Source organism: Bartonella taylorii, from assembly GCF_023920105.1.
Classification (GTDB): Bacteria; Pseudomonadota; Alphaproteobacteria; order Rhizobiales; family Rhizobiaceae; genus Bartonella; species Bartonella taylorii.
In genome coordinates this window covers 1,546,416-1,569,231 of record NZ_CP083693.1, presented here as the reverse complement: position 1 = coordinate 1,569,231, position 22,816 = coordinate 1,546,416, and the positions used below count along the sequence as shown (strand labels likewise).

At 37.4% G+C, this 22,816-nt stretch carries 17 protein-coding genes, 3 tRNA genes and 1 pseudogene; 12 read left to right on the top strand and 9 right to left on the bottom strand.

Annotated elements, in window-relative coordinates:
- Positions 1-60: 60 nt before the first annotated feature.
- The 3 genes from rpsU to LBE40_RS06720 form a co-directional block, all read right to left on the bottom strand.
- Positions 61-294 (bottom strand): 30S ribosomal protein S21, encoded by a 234-nt coding sequence (gene rpsU, locus LBE40_RS06730; protein WP_004858373.1) that lies wholly within the window; start codon positions 292-294, stop codon positions 61-63.
- Positions 295-513: 219 nt separating this feature from the next.
- Positions 514-2,187, bottom strand: a complete 1,674-nt coding sequence (locus LBE40_RS06725; RefSeq protein ID WP_004858376.1) for a formate--tetrahydrofolate ligase — start codon at positions 2,185-2,187, stop codon at positions 514-516.
- Between the two features lie 580 nt (positions 2,188-2,767).
- Positions 2,768-2,844: transfer RNA gene (locus tag LBE40_RS06720), tRNA-Arg, on the bottom strand.
- A gap of 377 nt (positions 2,845-3,221) precedes the next feature.
- Here LBE40_RS06720 and LBE40_RS06715 point away from each other — a divergent pair.
- The 3 genes from LBE40_RS06715 to pgi all read left to right on the top strand — a co-directional run bounded on the left by LBE40_RS06715 (position 3,222) and on the right by pgi (position 9,362).
- Positions 3,222-4,346: an efflux RND transporter periplasmic adaptor subunit gene (locus LBE40_RS06715; RefSeq protein WP_004858379.1), complete on the top strand. Its 1,125-nt coding sequence runs from the start codon at positions 3,222-3,224 to the stop codon at positions 4,344-4,346.
- A 15-nt stretch (positions 4,347-4,361) separates the two neighbouring features.
- Positions 4,362-7,496, top strand: a complete 3,135-nt coding sequence (locus LBE40_RS06710; protein WP_004858382.1) for an efflux RND transporter permease subunit — start codon at positions 4,362-4,364, stop codon at positions 7,494-7,496.
- A gap of 195 nt (positions 7,497-7,691) precedes the next feature.
- Positions 7,692-9,362, top strand: coding sequence for a glucose-6-phosphate isomerase (gene pgi, locus LBE40_RS06705; protein ID WP_004858384.1), 1,671 nt, complete (start codon positions 7,692-7,694; stop codon positions 9,360-9,362).
- Between the two features lie 303 nt (positions 9,363-9,665).
- Here pgi and LBE40_RS06700 read toward each other — a convergent pair.
- Positions 9,666-9,755 (bottom strand) — tRNA-Ser (locus tag LBE40_RS06700).
- 291 nt (positions 9,756-10,046) lie between these two features.
- Between LBE40_RS06700 and rplU the strand changes: the two genes are divergently transcribed.
- The 4 genes from rplU to LBE40_RS06680 all read left to right on the top strand — a co-directional run bounded on the left by rplU (position 10,047) and on the right by LBE40_RS06680 (position 15,313).
- Positions 10,047-10,535, top strand: a complete 489-nt coding sequence (gene rplU / locus LBE40_RS06695) for a 50S ribosomal protein L21 (RefSeq protein ID WP_004858388.1) — start codon at positions 10,047-10,049, stop codon at positions 10,533-10,535.
- A 12-nt stretch (positions 10,536-10,547) separates the two neighbouring features.
- Positions 10,548-10,817, top strand: a complete 270-nt coding sequence (gene rpmA, locus LBE40_RS06690) for a 50S ribosomal protein L27 (protein ID WP_004858391.1) — start codon at positions 10,548-10,550, stop codon at positions 10,815-10,817.
- A 1,452-nt stretch (positions 10,818-12,269) separates the two neighbouring features.
- Positions 12,270-14,774, top strand: coding sequence for a phosphoenolpyruvate--protein phosphotransferase (gene ptsP, locus LBE40_RS06685; RefSeq protein WP_004858393.1), 2,505 nt, complete (start codon positions 12,270-12,272; stop codon positions 14,772-14,774).
- A gap of 449 nt (positions 14,775-15,223) precedes the next feature.
- Positions 15,224-15,313: transfer RNA gene (locus LBE40_RS06680), tRNA-Ser, on the top strand.
- Positions 15,314-15,341: 28 nt separating this feature from the next.
- Here the strand turns inward: LBE40_RS06680 and LBE40_RS08400 are convergent.
- The gene (locus LBE40_RS08400) at positions 15,342-15,470 is read right to left on the bottom strand and encodes a hypothetical protein (protein ID WP_276577405.1); all 129 of its coding nucleotides are present in this window, start codon (positions 15,468-15,470) and stop codon (positions 15,342-15,344) included.
- 574 nt (positions 15,471-16,044) lie between these two features.
- On the opposite strand from LBE40_RS08400, the gene LBE40_RS08395 reads away from it, so the two are divergent.
- Entirely contained in the window at positions 16,045-16,170 is a 126-nt protein-coding gene (locus LBE40_RS08395; protein WP_276577404.1) for a hypothetical protein, read from the top strand.
- A 184-nt stretch (positions 16,171-16,354) separates the two neighbouring features.
- On the opposite strand, the gene LBE40_RS06675 is transcribed toward LBE40_RS08395, so the two are convergent.
- Positions 16,355-17,509, bottom strand: a complete 1,155-nt coding sequence (locus tag LBE40_RS06675; RefSeq protein WP_252615180.1) for an MFS transporter — start codon at positions 17,507-17,509, stop codon at positions 16,355-16,357.
- Positions 17,510-17,909: 400 nt separating this feature from the next.
- On the opposite strand from LBE40_RS06675, the gene LBE40_RS06670 reads away from it, so the two are divergent.
- Entirely contained in the window at positions 17,910-19,121 is a 1,212-nt protein-coding gene (locus tag LBE40_RS06670; RefSeq protein ID WP_004858406.1) for an MFS transporter, read from the top strand.
- 309 nt (positions 19,122-19,430) lie between these two features.
- Here LBE40_RS06670 and LBE40_RS06665 read toward each other — a convergent pair whose 3' ends face one another.
- Complete coding sequence (locus tag LBE40_RS06665) at positions 19,431-19,700, bottom strand: hypothetical protein (RefSeq protein ID WP_004858412.1); 270 nt, start codon at positions 19,698-19,700, stop codon at positions 19,431-19,433.
- Complete coding sequence (locus tag LBE40_RS06660) at positions 19,697-20,158, bottom strand: hypothetical protein (RefSeq protein ID WP_004858413.1); 462 nt, start codon at positions 20,156-20,158, stop codon at positions 19,697-19,699. The genes LBE40_RS06665 and LBE40_RS06660 overlap by 4 nt, the downstream gene beginning before the upstream one ends.
- Before the next feature lie 31 nt (positions 20,159-20,189).
- Here LBE40_RS06660 and LBE40_RS06655 point away from each other — a divergent pair, with 31 nt between their 5' ends.
- Complete coding sequence (locus tag LBE40_RS06655) at positions 20,190-20,405, top strand: hypothetical protein (RefSeq protein ID WP_155814723.1); 216 nt, start codon at positions 20,190-20,192, stop codon at positions 20,403-20,405.
- 266 nt (positions 20,406-20,671) lie between these two features.
- Complete coding sequence (locus LBE40_RS06650; protein ID WP_004858416.1) at positions 20,672-21,202, top strand: helix-turn-helix domain-containing protein; 531 nt, start codon at positions 20,672-20,674, stop codon at positions 21,200-21,202.
- A gap of 122 nt (positions 21,203-21,324) precedes the next feature.
- Here the strand turns inward: LBE40_RS06650 and LBE40_RS06645 are convergent.
- Positions 21,325-21,449: pseudogene (locus tag LBE40_RS06645) on the bottom strand (helix-turn-helix domain-containing protein); the annotation flags it as partial.
- Between the two features lie 150 nt (positions 21,450-21,599).
- Here LBE40_RS06645 and LBE40_RS06640 point away from each other — a divergent pair.
- On the top strand, positions 21,600-22,130 hold the full coding sequence (locus LBE40_RS06640; protein ID WP_040296818.1) for a helix-turn-helix domain-containing protein: 531 nt from the start codon (positions 21,600-21,602) through the stop codon (positions 22,128-22,130).
- Positions 22,131-22,816 lie beyond the last annotated feature (686 nt).

The following is a 22,816-nucleotide window of genomic DNA, read 5'->3' as shown; positions in this document are numbered from 1 at the left end:
TACCTACACAGCTGCCAACGGAAATCTTACAATACAATTACACAGAAGTTTACTCGTATACTATTTTAATGCAGTAGCCCGACCATTACTAACAAGGCCTTCTCTTTGCGCACGCTTACGAGCAAGCTTACGTGTGCGACGAACAGCTTCAGCCTTCTCACGAGCACGCTTTTCTGATGGCTTTTCATAATAACCACGCATTTTCATTTCACGGAAGATACCTTCACGCTGCATCTTTTTTTTCAACGCGCGCAGCGCTTGATCAACATTATTATCACGAACGAGTACTTGCACTATTTATCCTGCTTTGTTTCAGTGTCATAAATAATAGGAAAAAACCCAGTCCTTTTTAAATAGATATCTAAAAGGACATACACCATACGTATACTATACGTACAATACACATACACATACCACATAAAGAAGGGGTTTGTCTATATCGCTTTTTAAAATTCTAAGCTTTTTATTATAGAGTGCCTTTCATAATGAATGATTGACTTTACAAGTATAAGCTTATGAAAGCCCTTGTATCTGATCATTTTCGTCAAGATGAATTTTTTCAGCGATAGGGTAATGCGGTAAGCCGGGCATGGTCATGACATCCCCGCAAATCACAACAATAAAACCTGCACCTGCAGAGAGACGAACTTCTCGCACAGGAATTTCAAAATCAACAGGAGCGCCGTATTTTGTTGGATTAGAGGAAAAAGAATAAGGCGTTTTTGCCATACAAATAGGAAATGCGCCATAGCCCTCTTTTTCCCAACATTCAAGTTGCTTGAGAATATGATCTGCGATTATAGCTCCGCGTCCACCATAGAGATTTGTTATGATACAATTAATTTTCTGAACGAGCGGCAGGTTATCTTGATACAGAACTTTGAAATGGGCACTTTTTTCTTCAATTAAGCTAACAAGCTCTTGTGCGAGTTCTGTGGCGCCTTTTCCACCTTGTTGCCAATGTTTGCAGAGAACAGCTTTGCATCCAGTTGTCGAAACTATTTCTTGCAATGTACTTATTTCAGCGTCGCTATCAGTATAAAAATGATTGATAGCAACAATACAAGGGATACCGTAGTGTTCCATATTTTTTATATGCCGTAAAAGATTGGCTGCTCCCTTTTGTAAAGCTGCGATATTTTCTACTGTCAAATCATTTTTAGCTACTCCACCATTCATTTTTAGTGCGCGAATTGTTGCGACAATCACTGTAGCATTCGGTAGAATATCTGCTTGTCGACATTTAATGTTGAAAAATTTCTCTGCTCCAAGGTCGGCTCCGAATCCTGCTTCTGTGACAACATAATCTGCAAGTTTTAAAGCGGTTTTTGTTGCTATAACTGAATTACAGCCATGAGCAATGTTAGCAAAAGGTCCTCCGTGGACAAGAACAGGGTTATTTTCAATTGTTTGTACAAGATTAGGTTGCATAGCATCTTTGAGAAGAACTGTCATTGCACCTTCCGCATTGAGATCAGCAACGGTCACAGGTGTTTTATCGTAACGATAGGCGACAATAATTTTTTTGAGTCTTTGCGTAAGATTTTCTAAATTTTCGGCAAGACAAAAAATAGCCATAATTTCTGATGCAACAGTAATGTCAAAACCTGTTTGACGTGGAAAACCGTTGGTTACTCCACCCAATGAAATAATGATATCACGCAAAGCGCGGTCATTCATGTCAAGGACTCGTTTCCAAACAATACGACGTGGATCAATATTTAAGCTATTTCCCCAATAGATATGATTATCTATCATCGCAGCAAGAAGATTATGAGCAGCCGTAATGGCATGAAAATCACCAGTAAAATGCAAATTAAGGTCATCCATTGGTACAACTTGGGCATAACCACCTCCAGCAGCACCACCTTTTATACCAAAGCAAGGACCTAAGGATGGTTCTCTCAAGGTAGCTATTGTTTTTTTTCCAATGAGATTGAGAGCGTCATTGAGTCCAACCGTTGTTGTTGTTTTTCCTTCTCCAGCAGGTGTTGGATTGATAGCCGTGACGAGGATAAGTTTACCATCCGGATTTTTATTGAGCGATTTTATGTATGCAGAAGAAATTTTAGCTTTGTCATGTCCATAAGGAATGAGATTTTCATGTGCGATACCAATTTTTTGCGCAATTTCAGTGATGTGTTGCTTGTGAGCCGTGCGAGCAATTTCAATATCTGTTTTAGGCATAGAAAGATTCTTTAAACTTGGCTTTTGTTAACGTTAAGTTGGAATGTACTATAATCGGGCGAGAAAGCTTATAGCACATGGGAATAGGAAAAACATCATAGAGGTTGATGATATACTGTGCAAGGAGGAATGCTAAAGTGGAATAAGGGAAATTTGTATAGATTTTTTATAAAAACAATCACTACGTTTTTAGTTCTGATAAGCTTTTAAAAAGGAATGAGGTCTTTAGAAAAAGCTATTTCTATCTCTTACTAAGAAGGAATGTTATAGCTCTAGAAATTTTGTGGAAGAAGATTGTGTTAAAATAGTAAATCTTGCTTCAGAAGCAGACAGAATATTTTGTTTTGTGTTTTAAGAGATAAAAGAGGTTTTCAAAGTCTTCTATTTTTGAGTAGTAAAAACACGTTAAATATCTGGTGCATTTACAAACATCTAGGAAAGAAGTGCTGATTCGCAATCAAAAGAATAGTTATAGTGCCCATCTGATAGCATTACAAATACATGATAGAAGGCAATTAAATCGTGGAGTTTATAGTTAATAATACCAATAACGCACTGAAGAAAAATAAAAAATTTATAATGGCGCACCCGAAGAGATTCGAACTCCTGACCCCCAGATTCGTAGTCTGGTGCTCTATCCAGCTGAGCTACGGGTGCATTTTCAATTTTCTATCTTAAAAAGACAAGGGCTTCCTAATCGTTTCATTGAGGAATTGCAAGGAAAACTTGGTGGAAATAAAAAAATTATCATCTTCATTGATGATATATTTAAAAAAGGTTGCAGTGCATTTCCAGGTTTAGTTGAATTTTGTATGATATTTTCTCTGTAGATTAGCGGTACAACTCAATATGAACGATAGTTAACTTGACGTTGTTATTTACGAAAGCTAGTCAGGCAATAGATGAGATATGTTTTTGCGGTGGAGGGGTGAGATACACTACCTGCAGTTCAGTTTTTGTATGAAACTCGGATATCACTGTTGGGGACTTTTTCAGATAAATTTATATACTCATGATACAACAAGGATAGATGTATGAAATTGTTAAAAAAGATCTTTCCGTTGGTGTTTTTCGTTGTCGTTTTGATGGTTACTTATTGGGCAGGGAAACAGAGTTCAGAGCAACGCATTTCTATAGTGGATAAAACAACAAATGCATCGCATAAAACTTCGAAGGCTCCGATAGGAAATCCGCCAACGAATGTTGTTGTTGATCTTGTTAAAATTCAGGATTTTTATGAACAGTTGAATGTTCTTGGGAGCGGACGAGCATCTTCTGCGGTGGAGTTAGTTCCTTGGTCATCAGGTATTATTGATAAGATTTTTGTATCAGCAGGCATGAAAGTACAAGTGGGTGATGTGATTGCAAAGCTTGATTCTAAAAAGGAAGAAATAGCGGCTGCAAAAGCAAAAATACAACGTGATAATAGTGCTTTAACGCTTTCACGTATTCTTAAATTACGTGCCAGTCATACAGCGACAGAGGTTCAGGAAATTACGGCACGCTTAGAGCTGGATAACGCAAATTTGGTTTTGCGTAATGCTGAGTTAGATCTTGAACGGCGCACAATTCGTGCACCGATTAGTGGTGTTATTGGTATTTTACCCATTAATGAGGGCAATGCTGTTACTTCTAATATTATAATAGGCCGTATTGAGAATAGAGAACGCATTTTTGTCGATATATGGGTTCCTGAACGATATGTATCGCGAATACATAAAGGAGATGAAGTGACTGCAACATTAACGGCACAGCCGGATAAAGCTTTTGTTGGTCATATTTATGCGATTGATAATGTTGTTAATACAGAAAGCCGCACACTTCATATTCAAGTTGAAATCAATAATGAAAAAGATACGCTCGTGACAGGTATGTCTTTTTCTGTTGCGTTAAAATTCTATAGTGGTTCTTTTCCTGTCGTTAATCCTCTTGCGGTTCAATGGAACAGTAGAGGGTCATTTGTTTGGTGTGAAAGAGAGGGAAAGGTAGAGCCCGTTCCAGTATCGATTATTCAGCATAAAGCAGATCAAGTATTTGTGAAAGCACCTCTAAAAAATGGTGAACGAGTTGTCATACAGGGAGTACAGATGCTTCATCCAGGAAGTAGGGTTACTTTTGATGATCCAAAGCCCGATCAACAGCAATTATCAGCCGTTTAGGGGTAAGGATGTACAATGAGCCAAAAATTTAGCACAAAACAGCCTATGGTACAGGTAGAACAGGGCGGTATAATTGCATTATTTATTCGCAGGCCGGTTTTTACCTTTGTTTTGAATGCTATGATTATGATTGCGGGATTTGCTGCATGGTTGAATGTTGATGTACGCGAATTACCAGACGTTGATACTCCAGTGACGACGATTATGACGATTTTTGCTGGTGCATCGGCAGAGACAATTGATCGTGAAATTACAAGAGTTATAGAAGATACAGTTTCTCGTGTTTCAGGTGTTAAGACAATTTCTTCAACTTCTTCTTTTGGACGTTCCCGTGTGGAGGTTAGTTTTAATGTTGGTGTTGATTTGAATGTTGCAGCATCTGATATTCGTGATGCTCTGTCTCGTGTTGCCTATTCTTTACCTAAAAATGCGGATTCGCCTCTGATCATTAAAGCAGATTCAAATGCTGCTGCAATGATGTATTTGGTTGTGACATCACCAACGATGAGCATTGATGATTTAACAACGGTTGTAAACGATCAGGTTGTTGATGCACTTTCTGCTGTTGATGGTGTTGGTGATGTGCAAGTCGATAGTGCACGCACGAAGATTTTTCAGGTTGATATAGATCAAGCGAAACTTGCGAGTTATGGATTAACCGTGGCGGATATTTCACGTGTTCTTACTGATATGACAACGGATGTACCTGTTGGGTCGTTACGTAATTCTAAGCAAGCTTTAATTGTACGCGCTACTGCACGTTTAACAACACCAGAAGCTTTTGAACAAGTTGTCTTAAAACCTCATGTGCATCTTGGTGATGTTGCACATGTTACTTTGTCACCGGATGTAGAAACGGTTATCCTTCGTATCAACGGAAAGACAGGCATTGGGTTGGGAATTGTGCGCAAAGCACAATCCAATACCCTTAATATTTCCGAAGGTGTTAGAGCGGTTGTCAATAATCTTAAGAGTGTTGTTCCTTCTTCTGTGCATATAAGTATTATTAGTGACGATGCACTTTTTATTAAAAGCGCGCTTCATGAGGTTGAGGTTGCATTGGTCATTGCTATCCTTAGTGTTATCTTGGTTATTTTTCTTTTTCTAAGAGATATTCGTGTAACGCTTATTCCCACTTTATCTCTTCCTGTAGCTTTGATTGGTACAATTTCTGCCATTTATCTTGTAGGGTTTTCGTTGAATATTCTCACATTTTTAGGATTGGTTTTGGCAACAGGGCTTGTGGTGGATGATGCTATTGTTGTTCTGGAGAATATTGTTCGATGGCGCAATATGGGATTAGGCTCTAGAGCGGCAGCGGTGCTAGGAACGCGTGAAGTATTTTTTGCTGTTTTAGCAACAACATTGACTCTCGTTGCCGTTTTTGTGCCTATTTCTTTCCTTCCTGGACAAGTTGGTGCACTTTTTAGAGAATTTGGTTTTGTATTGGCAATTTCTATTCTGCTTTCTTCGGTTGTTGCTTTAACTCTTTGTCCTATGTTGGCCTCACGTTTTCTTAAAGAACATGTTGAGGGTAATAAAGGAGGGACGCATCATTCTATTTTTCTGTACAAATTAGGCTCTTTCTTGAGCAAGGGATATGCTTATAGTTTGCATAAATGTTTGGGAAAACCTTGGACCGTCGTCATTGTTTCACTTATTTTTGCGGGTCTTTGTGTTGGAGGCTATATGAAATTACAACAGGAATTGACACCAGCAGAAGACAGAGCCCTTATTTTTTTGGTCATTAGTGGACCACAGGGTATTTCAACACAATATCTGAATGAGCAGGTAGAGCAAATTGAAGCGAGTTTACAACCGTTACACGATTCTGGAGAAATTGCTAATAGTTATTCTATTGCGGGCATTGGCGGTTCGTCCAATACTGCTTTTTTGGTTTTGTTGCTTTCATCTTGGGATAAGCGTTTGCGTAGTCAGCAAGAAATCGTGAAAGATGTTAATGCAAAGGTTAGACAATTTCCCGCAGTTTTTGTGTTTGCAGTGCAAGGAAATTCTTTAGGTGTGAGAGGAACTGGCCAAGGGTTACAATTTGCAATTCTTGGGAATGATTATACAAAATTACAACTCATTGCTGATAAGTTGGTTAGTGCTTTACAAACTGATCCGCATTTCATTCGTCCACGTCTTACTGTTGATGCAACGCAACCGCAATTTTTTATTGAAATTAATCGAGAAAAAGCTTCTGATTTAGGGATTGATATCACCAATTTGGGCAATACATTACAAGCAATGTTGGATGGTAAAAAGATCGGTTCGATTTACGTAGATGACCATTCTTACGATGTTAAATTGACATCGCGTAGGAATCCTATGAAGAGTCCTAGTGATTTGGAAAATATTTTTTTAAAAACTAAAGGAAATCAATATGTTCCGTTGTCGGTTATTGCAAATTTACATGAAAAAGCTATTGCTCCCCAATTAAAACGGGAGAAGCGCATGAGTGCTGTTATTTTAAGCGCAAATCTTGCTCCAGGTGTCGTCTTAGGGGATGCTTATCAAACTGTACAGAAAATTGCTGCTCCTTTGTTATCAAAAGGAAACTATGTGGTTCCCTTGGGGGAAGCTGCGACACTTGATGAAACATCTTCCAATTTTATGATTGTTTTTGGAATTGCCTTTGTGATTATTTTATTGGTTTTAGCCGCACAGTTTGAAAGTTTTGTTTCAGGATTTATTATCATGGCTACTGTACCATTAGGGATTGGTTGTGCTGTGATTGCGATGCTTTTAAGCGGTGTCAGTCTTAATATTTACAGTCAAATTGGTTTAATCTTGTTGATTGGAGTTATGGCCAAAAATGGTATCCTCATTGTTGAGTTTGCAGATCAGTTACGTGATCAAGGTAAAGGCGTGCGTGAAGCTGTAGAAGAAGCGGCAAATATTCGTCTTCGTCCAGTTTGTATGACGATGATTTGCGCCATTTTAGGGGGTATACCCTTGGTTTTAGCAAAAGGTGCTGGTGCAGAAGCACGTATAGCTTTAGGTTGGGTTATTGTTGGTGGTTTGGGGTTGGCAACTATTTTTACGCTTTATGTTACACCGGTTGTTTATCTTTTTCTCGGACGTTTTGTAAGAGCAAAAGCAGAAGAAACTACACGCTTAACAAGAGAACTCAGCCAAGTTGAATGATGTATCTGATAGGGAAGATTTGGAAGTTTTTTACTCTTATTTTACAAATGCCATCTTGGGGACTTATCTTTCCATTTTTGTACCCCTTCATTTTGAATATGAGCAGTAAAAATGACTAGCAATAAAGGAGAGACTCTCTGTTTTATTATTGTTTATGCATAGATTTTATTGTCAATAACCGTGCGGGATCAGTTCATGGAAGATAGCTTTTCGATTCGAAACGAGAAAGCTTTTGGGGAAGCTTTGAAAGCGTTAAGAAGACACGCTATAAAGGATAGGGTGCACGATATTCGTCGACATTTCGAAGAGGATGAACAGCGTTTTTCTCATTTTTCTTTAAGACTTGATGATCTCCTTTTCGATTTTTCGAAGTGTGGTGTAACATTTAAAACGTTGCAACTCCTAGATGATTTGGCTGTCGCAGCAGATGTATTAGGCAGACGTGAGGCAATGTTTTCGGGACAGGCCATTAATACAACTGAAAAGCGCTCAGTTCTTCATATTGCGTTACGTTTACCTGCTGACGAAGTTTTCATGTTGGACGGGCATGATCTTGTCCAAGATATTCAGGCTGTTCTTAAAGATATGGAAAGATTTTCTGAAAGGGTGCGTGATGGCAGCTATAAGGGAAATAGTGGCGAAAGAATAAATGATATTGTAAACATTGGTATTGGTGGCTCTGATCTTGGACCTGCGATGGTCACACGTGCTTTAAAACCTTATCATGACGGTCCGCGTTGTCATTTCGTTTCTAATGCTGACAGTGCACATATTTCTGATACTCTCTCGGTTTTGAATCCAGCAACGACTTTATTTGTCATTGCCTCTAAAACGTTTACAACGGCCGAAACAATGGCAAATGCTCAAATTGCACGTCAATGGATTCATTCACATTTAGGGGAAAAGGCTGTTTGCACGCATTTTGTTGCTGTTTCGAGTGCACTTGATAAAGTGGTGGAGTTTGGCATAGATTCTTCAAGAGTTTTTAGATTTTGGGATTGGGTTGGAGGGCGTTATTCAATTTGGTCAGCCATTGGTCTTGTTGTTATGTTAGCAATAGGGGGGCAGAATTTTCGCCAATTTCTCAGGGGTGCTCTGCAGATGGATCAACATTTTAAAGCGACGCCTTTGCATAAAAATATTCCTATTCGATTTGCTCTTTTAGGGTTTTGGCATCGTGTTATTTGTGGTTATTCATCACGTGCTATCATTCCCTATGCACAGCGTTTAGCGTGTTTTCCGGCTTATTTGCAACAACTTGATATGGAATCAAACGGTAAGCAGGTTTCTTTGGATGGCAAACCATTAACTTTTTCGAGTGGTCCGGTTGTTTGGGGTGATTCAGGGACAAATGGTCAACATGCTTTTTTTCAGCTTTTGCACCAAGGAACAGATGTTATTCCTGTAGAATTTATTTTATTTATAAAAGGGCATGAGCGAAATTTAGATCCTATGTATGATATGTTGGTAGCGAACTGCTTAGCGCAATCAAAAGCCTTGATGAAGGGGCGTAGCGTCGAAGACGCTTGGCATATTTTGGTAAAAAATGGAATTGGTGAACGTGAAGCAAATAATTTAGCACGTCATAGAAGTTTTGAGGGAAACCGCCCCAGTATTATGCTGGTTCAGGATTTGTTGACACCTTTTGCACTTGGTCGTCTCATTGCACTTTATGAGCATCGTATTTTTGTCGAAGGGATTTTAATGAATATTAATTCATTTGATCAATGGGGTGTTGAGCTTGGTAAAGAATTAGCAAATGAATTGTTATCAATACTCCGAGGAGAAAACAAAGCTGATAACCGTGATAGTTCAACAATAGGGTTGTTGGCACACATTCAGGTGAGACGTGCAGAACAAATATAATTTTCTAGTAGTTTTGTACTAAATGGGAAAAGATAGAATTGGAGGAATACGAGATAATTCATTATTTTTGTATATACTTTTATCATCAGCTGGAACTATTTTTCAGATTGGATTTTGAGAGAAGAAAACCCAAAAAGAGCAAAAAATGACAAAGAACAAAACTTGATAGCAAAAAGGAGGAAATTTTTGCAAGGATTTTGAAAATCCTGTTGAATTTTTTAGAAAAAAATAAATCGGTACAAAACTTGGTGACAAGTTACATACAATAAAAACATTTTAATGAGATCACTTTAGCTGATACTCTGGCGGAGAGAGAGGGATTTGAACCCCCGATAGAGTTGCCCCTATGCCGCATTTCGAGTGCGGTGCTTTCAACCACTCAGCCATCTCTCCCTATGAAAATACAAAAAATTTCACACCGTTTAAGTATATGGCGGCTAGATAACCTTCAATTGTGTTTAGTACAACCTTTTTTTGCTTTTTTGTAGGACTTTATTGACAGAGAATAGAAATTCCTTCATATATGCAAAATACAAGCGTGGGGAAATCTGCGCGCGTTTGTGTTTGGGAGGATATTTTTATCCTTCTTTTAAAATCTATTACGACTGATAAAAAGCAGCCTATTTTCCCTTGATTTATAAGGCAGAAATCAAATAAGAGCTGGAATGAACGGAAGGATAAAAAATGTTCGCAGTCATTAAAACCGGTGGTAAGCAATACCGCGTTGTTGCTAACCAAGTGATGAAAGTTGAAAAAATTATTGGTAATGCCGGTGATGTTGTTGAATTCAATGACATATTGATGGTTGGGCAAGAGGGGAATGCGGTTATTGGTACACCTGTTGTTGCTGATGCTTTGGTTACGGCTGAAATTGTAGAGCAGGTACGTGGGCGTAAGGTTATCGCATTTAAGAAGCGCCGTCGTCAAAATTCGAAACGTACGCGTGGTCATCGTCAAGAACTGACAACGCTCCGTATTTTAGAGATTTTAATGGGTGGTTCAAAACCTAAAAAAGCAGCTGCAAAACCAGTTAAAGAGGAAGCAGCTGTATTAAAAGAGGCGACAAAAGAAACAAAAACTACTGCTGTTAAGAAAACAGTTAAAAAAACTGCTGAAAAAAAGACTACATCGCAGAAGGAAGCGGTTGTAGCATCAAAGAGTAAAGAAGATTAAAGGAGAACGTCCATGGCACATAAAAAAGCTGGTGGTTCCTCGCGTAATGGTCGCGATTCAGAATCGAAACGTCTTGGCGTTAAAAAATTTGGTGGTGAAGTCGTTATCGCTGGAAATATTATTGTTCGTCAGCGTGGTACGCGCTGGCATCCTGGCGACAATGTAGGCATTGGAAAAGATCATACCCTTTTTGCACTGTCAAATGGAAAGGTTTCTTTTCAAAGGAAAGCGAGGGACCGTTCATATGTTTCGGTCATTCCTATGGTGGAGGCAACAGAATAGACTGCAATATTTTCTGTAATAAGCCGGTGTTTTGTTAAATTTCGGTTATGAAATTATGAGTCTTAGAAAGGAAAGATGGCGCCCCATCTTTCCTTTTTTTTGCTCTATGATATAATGCAAAATGGAGGGACGTGCAAAAAACTAAAAGACAGAATCTAAGAAAATCTTTTTCTTAAATAACTATAAAATTGGTACTATGTTTTGTTTGCACTGAAGGCATTGACGTGATGGTGGAGTTTACCAATAGATGTGCATATGATAACAGTGATGGGATTTTTCTTTTTATACTTGGAAAAGCGCCAAACAGCTTATTTTAGAGAGGAAATTTATTTTCGAAGAATTTTAGAGAAATTTTATGGGAGCATTTGCGCGATCGTTTTATGAGGGAGAGCTAGTTTACGGAGTGGTGGTGTTCTTAATATACTTTCAACGGTCTCAGGTATTGGTTAGGTTATCTCTTTAGAAGAAGAGGAATATGTAAGAGAGGTTATAAGGGTGTTGATTAAAACTGCTTTGTAAGTGATATGCGTTGGGGATTTTCAGTAAATCTAGAATGGAGTTACACGTAAAGGAACTTATTTTGAACCGGTCGGAATGATAGATGTGTGGTGAGCTAAATAGTATTTTTAAATCTATCTGTTATTGGGTGTTATGAAAATGAAACGCTGCCAATATAAGCACAAAGACTGATTTAAGATAAAAGCACTTTTCACTTTATAGCTTTATGGATCTTGTTCGGCGAAATATCCAGAAATTAAAGTCATCTGTGGAGCATTGTTTTATTTTAGCGGTCGGGGATATTGTTTTTGGGATGTAGATACTTTTCGGGTATGCAGATGGATAACGTTCTGTGGTTGCGGTTTTTGTTTGAGCAAGAGAAGCCTATAATGTTGTTAAGGTTATCTTTTGAGGATTTTATAGCGTGAGATATTTAGCTGCGCGGAATTTTAAAGAGGTAGGCTGAGAGTAGAAATTTGTAATTATGTAATGAGGCAAAGAGCGGCAAGGGCGGGTTGCTCAGTTTGGGGAGATTTAAAACATTAGCTGAAGTTGCAGTGGGTTGGAGGCTGTTTTTTTATATGAGGAGTAATGACAAGTTATATTGAATAACTTGGGATGATGAGGGCATTTTTAAACATAGCTTTTCAGTTTTTTGGGTGTGTAAAGATCAGGGCTTCTGTCTTTGTAAAGTTTAAAAAGAGTAGGAGTCAGATTTGCCTATGATGGTTTTAAGCAACACGGTGAATAGCAATATCCAATTGTTTGATAGGGGACATGTTGGGGTGTTAAAGCGCTTCACTTAGCTATATTTTGTAAAACAAAGGAAAATTGCGGTGCTGTTTATACTTTGTATTTTGGGAAATCCAACTTGGAAATGAAATTTATCAGAAATATTCATGTTCAAATGTGATGTAGTTTGAATTGATGATGAAATGTAAGGAAGTAGAAGCGATGAATACAGATTTTAACGAGAGTGAAATCTTGTCTATAGGATCTGTACAACTTGCGGCTACTTTTGATCATAAAAATGATGCGATTCATGCTGCTGCTGAATTGCTTGTGCAGATTGGCGCGGTTAACAAATGCTATCTGGCTAGCATGCTCCAACGTGAAGCAATAACGAATACTTGGCTTGGGAATGGTATAGCAATTCCTCATGGAATGATTGAAAATCGTGATTTGATTATCAGGGATGCTGTTGCTGTTATACAGATTCCTGCTGGTGTTGAGTGGTGGGATGAAAAAAAAGCGTATTTGGTCATTGCCATTGCAGCTAGTCCGGATCGCTATAGAGAGATTTGTAAAAAATTGACACATCTTTTATTTGATAAGGAACGGCTAGAAGCACTTTCAACAACTGCAGATAAACAGCAGATTGTTAAAACTCTTTTTGGTCAGGATATGAAGATGGGGAAGACTTTTATTGGTGACCTTTCGGTAAGCCAAGAATGGACTTTAGATTATCCAAGTGGTCTTCATGCGCGACCAGCTTCTCTTTGGGTTGACTTTGCAAAAAAAGTCCAGAGCTCTATCAGAATTCGCCATGGTCAGTATACCGTTGAAATGAAAAATTTGGTTGGCTTATTGCAATTAGGAGCAAAAAACGGTGATGTTCTGATTTTTTCGACGGATGCTGTAGAAGGTGTGCAACTGCTTAAAGATGCGATTTCTGTTGCGAAGAAAGTGAGCATAAGTGAAAAGTGTATGATGAGAGAGATGGAAACTCAAACGAAGGCTTTTCATGGTTGGTATCCGTGCTCTGGGCAAAAAGGTATTTCTGGTGTTGGGGCAAGTTCAGGGTTAGCGCTTGGCAAGATTTTTGTTTTAAGGCAGAATAATATTACCATAACAGATCAACCAATTGATTTTGCGATTGGTACTGCATGTCTTGAAAGTGCTCTCACAAAAACAAAACATAAAATGGCATCAGTTATTGCTGATATAACAGCGCGTATGGGAGCGGATTCTGCTGCGATTTTTTCTGCGCAAATGGTTTTGCTTGAAGATGAAAATCTGATCGCTCAAGCTTGTCGTTTTATGGCAGAAGGTCATGGTGTAGCTTGGTCTTGGGATAGAGCGGTTCGACAATTTGCAGATATGTTTTCTAATCTAGATAATCCTTTGTTAGCGGCGCGTGCTGTCAATTTAGTTGATGTTGGCCGTCGTGTTTTAGGCGAAATTAATCCATCGTATAGATCATTCTTTTTAGATGATATCCCGTATGGTATTATTCTTGTTACAGATGATCTATCTCCTTCTGATGTAGCTCAGCTTGATTGTACAAAAGTGCAAGGATTAGCAACGGCATGGGGAGGACCTCTGTCTCATACAGCTATTCTGGCTCGTACCCTTGGAATTCCAATGGTTGTTGCTACGGGTGCTGATATTTTAGCAGTTGAGTGTAATGTTCAGGCTATTATTGATGGCGATAATGGGTTCATTTATCTTGATCCTGCTCCTGAAGATGTTGAAGATGCTCAAAAGCAGATGCGTATTGTCGCGCAAAAGCGTGACAGTGAGATACGGGTGTGTAGATTACCAGTGCAAACGGCAGATGGTCAAAGAATTCGTATCATGGCTAATGTCAACTACGCACATCAGGTTCCTGTTGCGCTTGATTTTGGGGCTGAAGGTATTGGACTCATGCGTACAGAATTTTTGTTTTTAGATAGTCCACATATTCCGGATGAAGAGGTCCAATTTGATGTGTACCGGACGATGATTGCAGCTGTAGGAGATAAGCCATTAATTATTCGTGCGCTTGATATTGGTGGGGATAAACAGGTTACGCATTTACATTTATCGCAAGAGGACAATCCTTTTTTAGGTGTTCGGGGAACGCGGCTTTTATTACGTCGGCGTGATCTTTTAGTTCCGCAGTTGCGTGCTTTGTATCGAGCTGCAAAAGAGGGTGGAGATCTATGGATTTTATTTCCAATGGTTATGTCTGTTTCAGAGATTTTTGCTATAAAAAAGATCACAGAAGAAATTCGCAACGATATTGATGCGCCAAAATTAAAGCTGGGTATTATGATTGAAGTCCCTGCAGCAGCTATTATGGCAGATGTTTTGAGTGGTTATGTCGATTTTTTTTCGATTGGGACCAACGACTTAACACAGTACACAATGGCTGTTGATAGACAAAATCCTTATCTTGTGTCTGAAGCTGATAGCCTTGATCCAGCGGTTTTGCGTATGATTTATCAGACTATTCAAGGTGCAGAAAAACATAAGTGTTGGGTTAGTGTGTGTGGCGGTATGGCTGGAGATCCTTTTGCAGCAATGATTTTGACTGGGTTGGGGATTAACGAACTTTCTATGATATCTTGTGACATTTCTTCGGTAAAAGCGTGTTTGCAGGCGCATAGTTTTGAAGACATGAAAATTTTAGCAAAAAAAGCATTACAATGTGAAACTGCGCGAGCTGTACGCGCTCTTAGCAATGATATAAAGTGATATAGAGGCTTTAAGGGGGAAAGAGCTCGTTAGTCCTGTAATTTGGTAACACAATCACATTATAAATCATTTTTGTTGGAATAAGGTCTATTATCTCAGTAAAGCACGTTTTAATGTTGGTAAACAAGGTTTTAAGAGTTGCTTGTCCTATTTATTAGATATAATGAATAGTAATGGGTTAGTAGTGATGCTTAATTATCAATTTGAAGATGATGTTATTCATAAAATGTGAAGGTCTACAAATGAGCTAAGAGAATGGTTGTTTTTGTTGATTTAGTGATTACATTTTGGATGCCTATTCACGGAAAAATCACTTCTTAAAAGGAGAGGAAGTGCTTGTTATTCAACGAGTATTACATCTTGTTTTAATAAATGAAGTTGTTTTTTAAATTTTGAATGCATAGTTTAGGCTTGCACGTTATTTCTTTCTGGGTATAGTGCGCAAATCTGGAGAGGTGGCCGAGTGGTTGAAGGCGCACGCCTGGAACGCGTGTATATGGGAAACCATATCGAGGGTTCGAATCCCTCTCTCTCCGCCAGATTTTTTAAGGATAACTTTTCTCATCGTCACCAGAAGTCATCATGGTGAGGAATCGCAGATGACAAAGCAATCTTGTAAATGCTTATATTGCCAGGCTCTTTCAGAGCTTGCGATGACGATTGAGAATCATACTTCACTTTCTCGAATTGCGCCATTTTACCCTCTCCTTTTCCAATGCGTGCGAACATTCCGATTGAGGGTACGTATGTACTAAAACCATTGATTTACCTGAGTTTTTGGCGATAAGGCTTTTTTAACCCCTCATTTTTAGAGAACAAAAACCGGAGTATTGCTTTTACATTAGTGGAATAAACAAAGATTTATTGAGAAATAAAATTAACAATATACTACCAAATTATATGGTTCCTGCTTTTATAATTGCTATTGAGCATTTAAAAAGAAAGAAATGTCATGTTATTGGTATGCAAGCCTCTAATGAGGGAATTGGTATTTATAAAAAATTGGGTTTTATAAACTTTGGTGAATTCAAAGTTTCCAATAAACACATGGTAATTTAGCTATGAACTCTTTTTTTGCTAATTTACAAGAGAATTTATTATTTTTAGCAGAATTCAAATATGGTCAACCAATCTATAAAATCAAGGAATTTTGACCAATCTCCTTTAATACTGATATAGAAAAGCTAAAATCAGTTATTACAAATATAATTGTCTCAAGAAAGATATCTATCACAGATCCAATTTGGACAAGCGAAATTTTTTATTTGATATGACTGACAATTTACAGTCTGTTGTTGGTCTTTCCTCCAGCATAAAAGAGCCACTTCCTACAACACGGCATAGCGGTCCTGATTCTGAAGTAGTAACGGCTAGAGTTTCTTCTTTGCATGGGTAGAAACTGCGTAGACACCGTGTTAGATCTATAAAATTTGCCTGATCTTTGACAGATACTTTTTGCCTTTTGGCACCATAAAAATAAGTAGATCTAACGGTGCCATATTGCGTTTGTGATCGGAGGTTGAAAACTCTAAATCCTAATGAAACCACATAAAACGCTCGTGATAATGATAAATTAATATTCACACTGAGATCTTTTTTAGAGTTTCTTCTAAAAAGAACACTGCAAACAAGTAAATAAACAAATATATACCCAAAATGTAAACTAATGACAAAAAACCAAACATACTTACCATATACGCACTAAGATAAAAAAACACCAATAGGCTCATCCTCCCAACAGTTGACAAGAAAGATTCGTATGTGGCCCTAAGATTATCGCTAATACTATCGTGCAGGACAACTTCTACACGAAGATATGTATACTTAATGAGATAAAAAATCATACAGACTAAAATAACAGCAATTTCTTTTTTGGGCTCAAAGAAGGCAACTGTAAAAATCGTAGCAGCCGAAAGAAACAGTAGTAGAATAAAATTCACTCCCTCACTTAGTTTTGTAAAGAGAAAACTAGCCAGTAGCTGAGAGAGCAATATAAGAGAAAATGTCATACCAAGATAAAAATAAGTTACATTGATATCATAATCTTTAAATATCCACTGCCAATACTGCGAAAATATATTGAAAAAAATAAGTGAAAAATAAAAACATAGAGATATGTAAGGAACTTTAACAAAAATGGATAACATTTCTCTTGCGTCAGAAATGAAAGAATTCGCTTTTATTGTTTTTTTCTCTCCTTTTAGATCATCCAAAAAAAACAAACCAAAGATTGTTGTAATCATCATTAAAAACGCAGATATATACCATATATATTGGCTAGAATAATCGGCAAAATATGCGCCTATCAAACTAAATATAAACATGCCAATGTAATTATATTGAGAGCTGGAACCGAGCGCTTTTTTAGTAGATGTAAATTTTGTTTTTGCATATTGAACAAGTAGAGCATTATAGGCACCAGCAATCAATGTAAGCGATAATGCATTACAAGTTTCTGCCAAAAGAAAACCATAAAAGCTTGTAGAAATTCCCATAAGAAAGAGCCATGTGGCTGCAAAAGCTGCTGCTAAAATTATAGATATTTTATAACTTTTTCTATCGGCAAAATATCCAAGAGGAATATCTGTAACCATCATAATAAAAGCTTGAAATGACTTAATTATACCGATATCGATAAGAGTTAACCCTTTTTCAAGCATATAAAATACAATAAAGGCGCCTGTTAAAATCCTTATACCGTTAAATAAAAATCCAAATGCTAATATACTCTTCATTTACGCACCAATAATACCAATAAAGTAATAAGTAAATTACTTTATATGAAGATATATAAATATGACACTAGCGGCTATACGGATCTCCAGTTCTATAATTTGACATTTGTCAAAATCCTTTAAATATTTTACTGCTTCAAGAGCAGCCAAAGAACCAGTAATCGTATTATATGGATCTATCAAAGTATTCATATAGTTTTGCTTAATATTTTAAATAAACTCAAACTTATTGATATCCTCCTTTGGTGATAGGTATTGATGACAAAAGATTGAACAGCGCTAAAATAAGGAATTTTGCTTTCTTAAATCGAATAAACTGAAAAACAAAATTGTAAAAAAATATATGTTTTTAAATGCGTTACAATACATGCCAAATGACGTTCGTGCGAGGGGATAATTTATGTTAACTGCAAATTTGAAAGAACGCATTGCTTTATTTGAGAATAGAACTTTTCTCTATTTTACATTGAGCGGCTTATTTGCTACATTTGGTAGTGGGCTGAATTACATCATATTGTCATGGCTCGCCTACAATCAGACAAATTCAATTCGCGGTGTGGCACTGCTGATGTTTTTTCTTTGGATGCCTAGTGTTGTTTTTGCGCCTGTTTTTGGTGTTTTGGCGGATAAATACGATCGTAAAATACAGATCATCATTTCAAACCTTGTCAGAGGTCTGGTGATCGTGGGTTGGGTAACACTTGGTCAGTTTGGCATAGAAATTAATTTAATGTTTTTATCTGCTCTCTTGGGTGTTTTTATCTCTTTTTATATGCCATCAGCTATTCCCTTAATCCAAAGTATTGTTCCGAAAAAACAGCTGATCAATGCGAATGCAACAATTGATATGGTCTATGAACTTGGTGCTATTATAGGTATGGGGTTAAGTGGATTTATACTTGCCTATGCAGGAACAAAAGGAGCCCTTTTGATAGGCGGCATACTCTTTATTATTGCTGGTTTGTTTAACTTTGTCATGAAGGTACCTAAAACGCGAGGATTTGAAAGCAAAAACCAGCAAAACTGGTGGGAAAGTTATATATCGTCACTTCGTTATTTTAAGCAGAATCCGGCTCTTTTTATGCCTTATATGAGCCAGATGATTATTATGGTTCTTTTGATGACTATTCCTGTTATTTTGGTTCCTTATACACAAGAGATTTTGAATGCGGATAGCTGGACTTTTGCAATATTGGAAGCGCTTTATTCAGCGGGCGTATTTACTGGTGCACTTCTTTCTCCATTTTTTTGTAAAGTTTTATCCATAAGGAAAACATTGGCACTTTTATTAGCTGTTATGGCTATTGGCCTCCTCATTCTGTCTGTCAATACACATATTTTCATTGTTTTTCCTGTCTATTTCATGATTGGATTTGGACTTTCGAGTTGGGCTCTTTCAATTTCTTTATCTCAACTCTATTGTAATCCTGAATATCAAGGAAGACTACAGGCAAGTTTTAATGGGATCTCTGGTTTTTTTATTCTTGTGGTCTATCTATTTATGGCAAGTGATAGCAACGGCATCTCATCTCAGTCTGTATATTTTCTTCAAAGTATCATTGCTGCTGCTGGAATGCTCATCGTTCTTTTTTATAAAAATAAAAAACAATGAATTGTATTTGAGAGCTGTAAACACTCTTCATACTACAAACATTTATGATTTCTCATCATCTCATATGTTGCTTTTAAAGTGGAGATAAGCAAATATCAAGGTTAAAGCTTTTAAAGAGTAAAGCATAAATCTGATGTGTGCTATAAAATGCTAGTTATTTTGATGAACCACCAAAAAACATTAACATACTTTTCCGATTAACCTCACACTTGTGAGAGCCAATAACACAGCGCTTTGCAACTTCTAAAAGCCCTTTAGTTTCAAGTTTAAGCAAAGCAATGAGGAGACCTCTCACCCAGCAGGGGGGCATTACTTGTGTTCTTCAAAATCCATATGAATAACTGTGCTAGTCTCATCTTCAGTGGAATGAGAGCTTTTGCGACGGCGCAAGGTTTGTAAAATTTCTTTTTGTAAAGCTGTATCGGTTTCACTTAAACGGTGAATACTCAGTTCCAATTCAAGAGATAAAGCCAAATCCACACACGATTTAAGCTCTTCTCCAATATCAAAACCGCGCTGGTAGTCGTCATAAAGACCAACAAGCGTATCGGATAATTCTTTATCGCATAAAGAGGTCATGCACATTCCTCCACATTGCGGTTTTTCCAAGCGGCTTTGGTATGTTTAGACATCACCTCATTGTTATCATCAAGCATTGCCATGTATATCAACATCCTAGTTTTGTAAATTTTGTGCAAAGCACTAACTTTTAAACCAATGCCTGTCAGAAACTTTATCGTTCTAGGATTTTCAATTTCCCAATGACAAATACGTGCGGCAATGTCTTCATGAGAGAATTTGCAGCATTTAAGATACATTGTCAAACAGCTTTTAATTTGTGTGTAAGAGCGACTGTTTTGACGATAGGTGAAATGTCCCAAGATTTCATCATTGTTAACCAAAGCCAAATTGGTGCCATTGATATCAACAATAAGCGAGCATGGCTTATAAACGTTTAGCCTTTGAATAAGAAATGATGACCTTATTTTTTGTAGAACATCAATTATCTTGCCCATTTTGTGTTGATTTTTAGACATTGATAAACCTTTTATCGTATGTAATATAAAAATGATGAGAAATGCGCTTAATACGCATGTCTTTGCAACGAGATTCAAGCAGCGTTATCGCGCAGTACGGAAGGATGAGAGAAACCGTATTGGGCTGTATTGCTGTTTTGAAAATGCGACCACGACTTTTAGAGTAGTGGTCGAAAAAATTTGTTTGACGAGCAAACCGATAAAATCGGCAACGGCGCGTTCAGCTTTTTCGTTAAGCTGTGTTTAAATGTTTTTGACACGGAGTAACGATCTTTAGGAAGCTTTTGCGCGTTTCGTCAAGGTTATATTCCTGTGGCGGTGCTCGGTAAAATACTATGGCGATCCCATATGTGGGTGATGGTCATAACTTTCGCTCCTGCTTAAACGGATGCTGTAACATCTGCTTTTGGTGGGGTTATAATGTGATAACCGCCCAATATAACGGGCAGTAATGATGGATATAAATCAATATAATTACTTAGTCAATAATTATATTGATTTTGGAGTAATTTTTTGGCACGTCCAGAAGCAAAGCCTAAAACCGAGTTGGCAAAACGTTTTCGTGAAGTGCGCCGCGCTCTTGGTTTTACGGAGCGTAAGCAGTTTGCTGAACATCTTGGTGTAACGGCTGGTTCCATAGGAACCTATGAAAATGGTATAAGTGAACCTACGGCTTCCGCTCTCTCAAAATACCAAGAAATTTGTGGCATTTCATTAGACTGGCTTGTAACTGGCAATGGTGAAATGTTTATGGATATAGCCAAGGCAAAAACGTGTGGTTTTAAACCGCAAGGGATTCCTGCTGGGTTGATGAAAAAGCTCGGGCATTTGGTTTATACGGCTTATCATGACGCACAAAGAGAGCTTCCTCCTGAAGATATAGCGGAATTAGCAGCAGAGCTTTATGGCAAGCTGCAAGAGCTCATTCAAAACATCCACGATATGGAAGAAGTTGAAGCGACCTTTCCGCTTTTAAAATTACATTTAAAACGTCAAATCGAAGCTGAAAAAGCACATCGAGCAACTCCACAAGATACGGACTAAAAGTTCTCTAAAACAAAAATCTTTCTTTTCCACTGAATACGACATCTCATGTTAAACTATACTGATTTTGTATGGGTTTTTAGACATTGATAAACCTTTTGTTTTATGTAATGAAAAAACTATGTCCAAATATTTTTGACACTGGACGACGGTATTTGATATGCTTTCGCAAGTTCCGCCAAGGTTATATTCCTTTGGCGAAGCTTAGAAAAATACTATGGCGATCCCATGTGTGGGTGATGGTCATAACTTTCGCTCCTGCTTAAACGGATGCTGTAACATCTGCTTTTGGTGGGGTTATGTGAGTAATATATGCCCAATATAATGGGCAGTGAAATAGATTTAACTCATTTTATGTGCTTTGTAAATACAAAAAATGGGTCTATGGAGTATTTTTTTGGCACGACCTGACTCAGAACCAAAAACACCATTGGCAAAACGCTTGCGTAAAATAAGAAAAACGCTTGGAAACGAAGAGCGTGGTGTTTTTGCAAAATCTCTTGGTTTGGCAAAAAATACGCTTGCAAATTATGAGCTTGGTTTAAACGAGCCACCCGCATCGATCATAATTGCCTATCATACAACTTATGGCGTAGATTTGCATTGGCTTCTCACTGGTGAAGGTGAAATGTTTACAAACGCGGGAAAGGCAAAAGCGTGTGGTTTTAAACCGCAAGGGATTCCTGCTGGGTTGATGAAAAAGCTCGGGTATTTGGTTTACACGGCTTATCATGATGTGCAAAGAGAACTTCCTCCTGAAGATATAGTGGAATTAGCAGCAGAGCTTTATGGCAAGCTGCAAGAGATTGTTCAAAACATTAACGATATAGAAGAAGTTGAAGCAACCTTTTCGCTTTTAAAATTACATTTAAAACGTCAAATCGAAGCTGAAAAAGCACATCGAGTAACTCCAAAAGATACGGACTAAAAGTTCTCTAAAATAAAAATCTTTTTTGTTTTTTTATCGTAAAAATTCATTTAAAAACAACGCGTTATCATACCTTTTTATTGAATTCTTTCTTTTTCATTGAGTACGACATTTCATATTAAGCTGTATTGATTTTTAGCATTGTTATAAATCAAAAATAAAAAGCACCGCGCATAAAGGTAAAGAAGAACAAAAGAAAGTTTAGAAAACTTCCATATTTTTCATGAAGCCTATGGAATAAAAAAACAAAGCTTTATTCTAGAAAAATGCTTAATTTTATGAAGAAATATTTTTTTAAAGATTCATATCGTATTTTATAGCAGATGATCTCAGTGTAAAGAGTGAGGTTATCATGATGATTAAGTTCTATTACATGATGCTATAGGTCTAAAAAATCATAATTTTCCGCTTATAAGAACAGTTTTTGTAAAAAACCTCTCTTTGTGTTTATTGAGAAGTGTTTTTGCATATCAATGAAAAATTATTTTTTATACTCTTGCCATTCTGCTTATGCGCTTTATCTGAAAGAGATAATTGCTCTTTAAAAAGCTATTTTTATTATGAGCTAAGTCGCGATATTTTTGAATGGAGATTATGTAATATTCTCAAAAGTTGTATTTTTCTTTATTTTTTAGTTTGAATCCCTCTAGCTAAAAGGGTTGGGGACTTTTCTAGATTCAATGTCT

Coding starts and splice junctions, on each gene's coding strand:
- LBE40_RS06665 (WP_004858412.1), bottom strand. CDS start 19,700: ATGACCTCTTTATGCGATAAAGAATTATCCGATACGCTTGTTGGTCTT.
- rpmA (WP_004858391.1), top strand. CDS start 10,548: ATGGCACATAAAAAAGCTGGTGGTTCCTCGCGTAATGGTCGCGATTCA.
- LBE40_RS06670 (WP_004858406.1), top strand. CDS start 17,910: ATGTTAACTGCAAATTTGAAAGAACGCATTGCTTTATTTGAGAATAGA.
- LBE40_RS06675 (WP_252615180.1), bottom strand. CDS start 17,509: ATGAAGAGTATATTAGCATTTGGATTTTTATTTAACGGTATAAGGATT.
- LBE40_RS08400 (WP_276577405.1), bottom strand. CDS start 15,470: ATGGCGCAATTCGAGAAAGTGAAGTATGATTCTCAATCGTCATCGCAA.
- ptsP (WP_004858393.1), top strand. CDS start 12,270: ATGAATACAGATTTTAACGAGAGTGAAATCTTGTCTATAGGATCTGTA.
- LBE40_RS08395 (WP_276577404.1), top strand. CDS start 16,045: ATGACTGACAATTTACAGTCTGTTGTTGGTCTTTCCTCCAGCATAAAA.
- LBE40_RS06715 (WP_004858379.1), top strand. CDS start 3,222: ATGAAATTGTTAAAAAAGATCTTTCCGTTGGTGTTTTTCGTTGTCGTT.
- LBE40_RS06725 (WP_004858376.1), bottom strand. CDS start 2,187: ATGCCTAAAACAGATATTGAAATTGCTCGCACGGCTCACAAGCAACAC.
- LBE40_RS06660 (WP_004858413.1), bottom strand. CDS start 20,158: ATGTCTAAAAATCAACACAAAATGGGCAAGATAATTGATGTTCTACAA.
- LBE40_RS06655 (WP_155814723.1), top strand. CDS start 20,190: ATGATGAGAAATGCGCTTAATACGCATGTCTTTGCAACGAGATTCAAG.
- rplU (WP_004858388.1), top strand. CDS start 10,047: ATGTTCGCAGTCATTAAAACCGGTGGTAAGCAATACCGCGTTGTTGCT.
- LBE40_RS06710 (WP_004858382.1), top strand. CDS start 4,362: ATGAGCCAAAAATTTAGCACAAAACAGCCTATGGTACAGGTAGAACAG.
- pgi (WP_004858384.1), top strand. CDS start 7,692: ATGGAAGATAGCTTTTCGATTCGAAACGAGAAAGCTTTTGGGGAAGCT.